Consider the following 2,021-nt stretch of genomic DNA (forward strand, 5'->3'; position numbering starts at 1 on the left):
GTCACGGGCGAGGTCTTTCGGGATGGCTGGAGCCGCGTCCGGGGCTCAATGCAGGGGCTGCACGTGGCCAAGCAGACCCAGCTTGCGCGCGCGGCAGCAGGCCACCGGCCAGCGGTCTTCAAGGCGATCAGAGGCGGGGGTACGCATACCAAATCGCAGCTCGCAAACCAGCTCGATTACCTCACCACCAAGTCCACACATATCGTGGACAGTAGCGGGTTCCTGGATGGCAAAGCGAAGCTCGAGGCGGGTGACATCAAGGACCTGACCGAGCGCTTTGCCAAACGGTGGGATGCGGGCTTCAAGCCCAAGCTGGGCCAGACCACCCACATGCTCATGTCCTTCCCCATCGGCACGCGCGGGGAGGATGTGCGCGACATTGCGACGGACGTGGCCGAGCGTTTCTTCCAGACCGACGCGGGGCATTTCGACTACATCATCGCGGTGCATGAGGACCGCGATCACCCGCATGCGCATCTGGTGCTGAACCGCCGCTCGCAGGAAGGCGAGTTCTTCTTTCTGGGGCGCAACCATCGCTTCAACTATGACGACTTCCGCCTCGCCATGGTCGAGGAGGCCGAGAAATACGGCGTGCGCCTCGAAGCCACGCGCCGGGTGGATCGCGGCGTGGTACATTACCCAGCCCGAACCAGCGAGGTTTATGCCGCGAAAGAAGAGGGTCGCGCGCCCCGCGAGCGGGAGCGTGTGGGGCAGGACCTGACCCGGACGCTGGCGGAGATCGCCAACACCAGAACCGTCTATCATTCGCTTGCCGCAGAGGCTTCCCGGGAGGCCCGGGAAGACATCGCCGCGGCACTCTTCCGCGCGGGCGAGGTGCTGGCGCATGGCGGGCAGGTGGACCGAACAGGAGATGTGTATATGGCCGAGGATCAAAGCTTCGAGGACCTCAGAAGCCTCTATGCGGAAAAGCTCGCGCGGGTGCAGGGCATGATCGCAGAGAAGTCTGACGCGGAACGTCCCGTGCTGGAAAAACGCCTCATCGAGATCCAGACGCAGGTCCAGCACATGCAGCCTCTCGGTTTGCGATCATCCACGCTGTCAGAGACCCCCTCGGAGGGCGGGATCTATTCCGAAGCCAATATCGACGCCAGCCAGCGCGAGCGTCTGGCAGAGCCCGATTTGAGATCGCGCATTGACGCGGCACTACACGGCACCGGGATCAGCACATCGGAAGTGGTGGCCCGGATCGAGACGGGCGCCTCAAATGCAGCGCTCGAGCATCAATGGATCGCCAATGATCTCTCCAAGATGGCCGAGGCGCGCGATCTGAACCTCGAACGCCGCGCCGATTTGGAACAGGCGCGCGACATTCTCAATGATGTGCATGTCGCGCTTGGCACGCTCCTGGAACGGGAGAACGTGCTGCGCCGGGATGGCGTCATGGAAGCGGAACCGGTCAGCGAGCGGTTCCATTATCACCGGGACGCGGTCCGGGCGATGGAAGGGACAATCCGTCAGGAGATGCGCGCAGACGGCCTGACAGTGCAGCAGATCGAGGACCGGGACTGGGAGGTTGTCTCACGGGCGGAGCGCCGGATCGAGACCGAGCAGCGCACGTATCTCGAAGCACACCCGGACCTGCTTGCACGCCCAGGCGATGTGATCGACCGGTCTGAGCCTTACAGGGAGACCATTACCGATGCGGCCCGCGCCAGCGAGATCACTCGCGAGGTCGACCGGATCATGGAGGGACGCGACGTCCGCACGCCCGTTGCAGATGCAGTCACGGATGACTTGCGCGCGCGCTATCCGGACATGCCGTCCCACCTCGCCCGTGGGCTCGGTGCGACCTATGCAGCCGTCGTCGAGATCCGGGACACGGAGGCCATCAATCAGGTCCGCCGCGAAACCGAGATGCGCGATGGGCTTGGGTCTGGAACGCGCGACACACTCCTCGCAGCCCGCGGTGAAACTGCTTCGCAGTCTGGCCGTACCGACCGCCTCGCAGACGAGATTGCGCGTGTCCTGGACCATGAGCGGGCGGGGGAGTTGTCCGCGCC

1 protein-coding gene is annotated in these 2,021 nt (G+C 64.3%); it reads left to right on the forward strand.

The annotated features are described in order from the left end of the window. Nucleotides 1-2,021: relaxase/mobilization nuclease domain-containing protein (locus GGR17_RS20140; RefSeq protein WP_183314830.1), on the forward strand; the 2,021-nt coding region annotated here is incomplete at both ends.

Source organism: Actibacterium naphthalenivorans, assembly GCF_014196965.1.
Lineage (GTDB): Bacteria > Pseudomonadota > Alphaproteobacteria > Rhodobacterales > Rhodobacteraceae > Actibacterium_A > Actibacterium_A naphthalenivorans.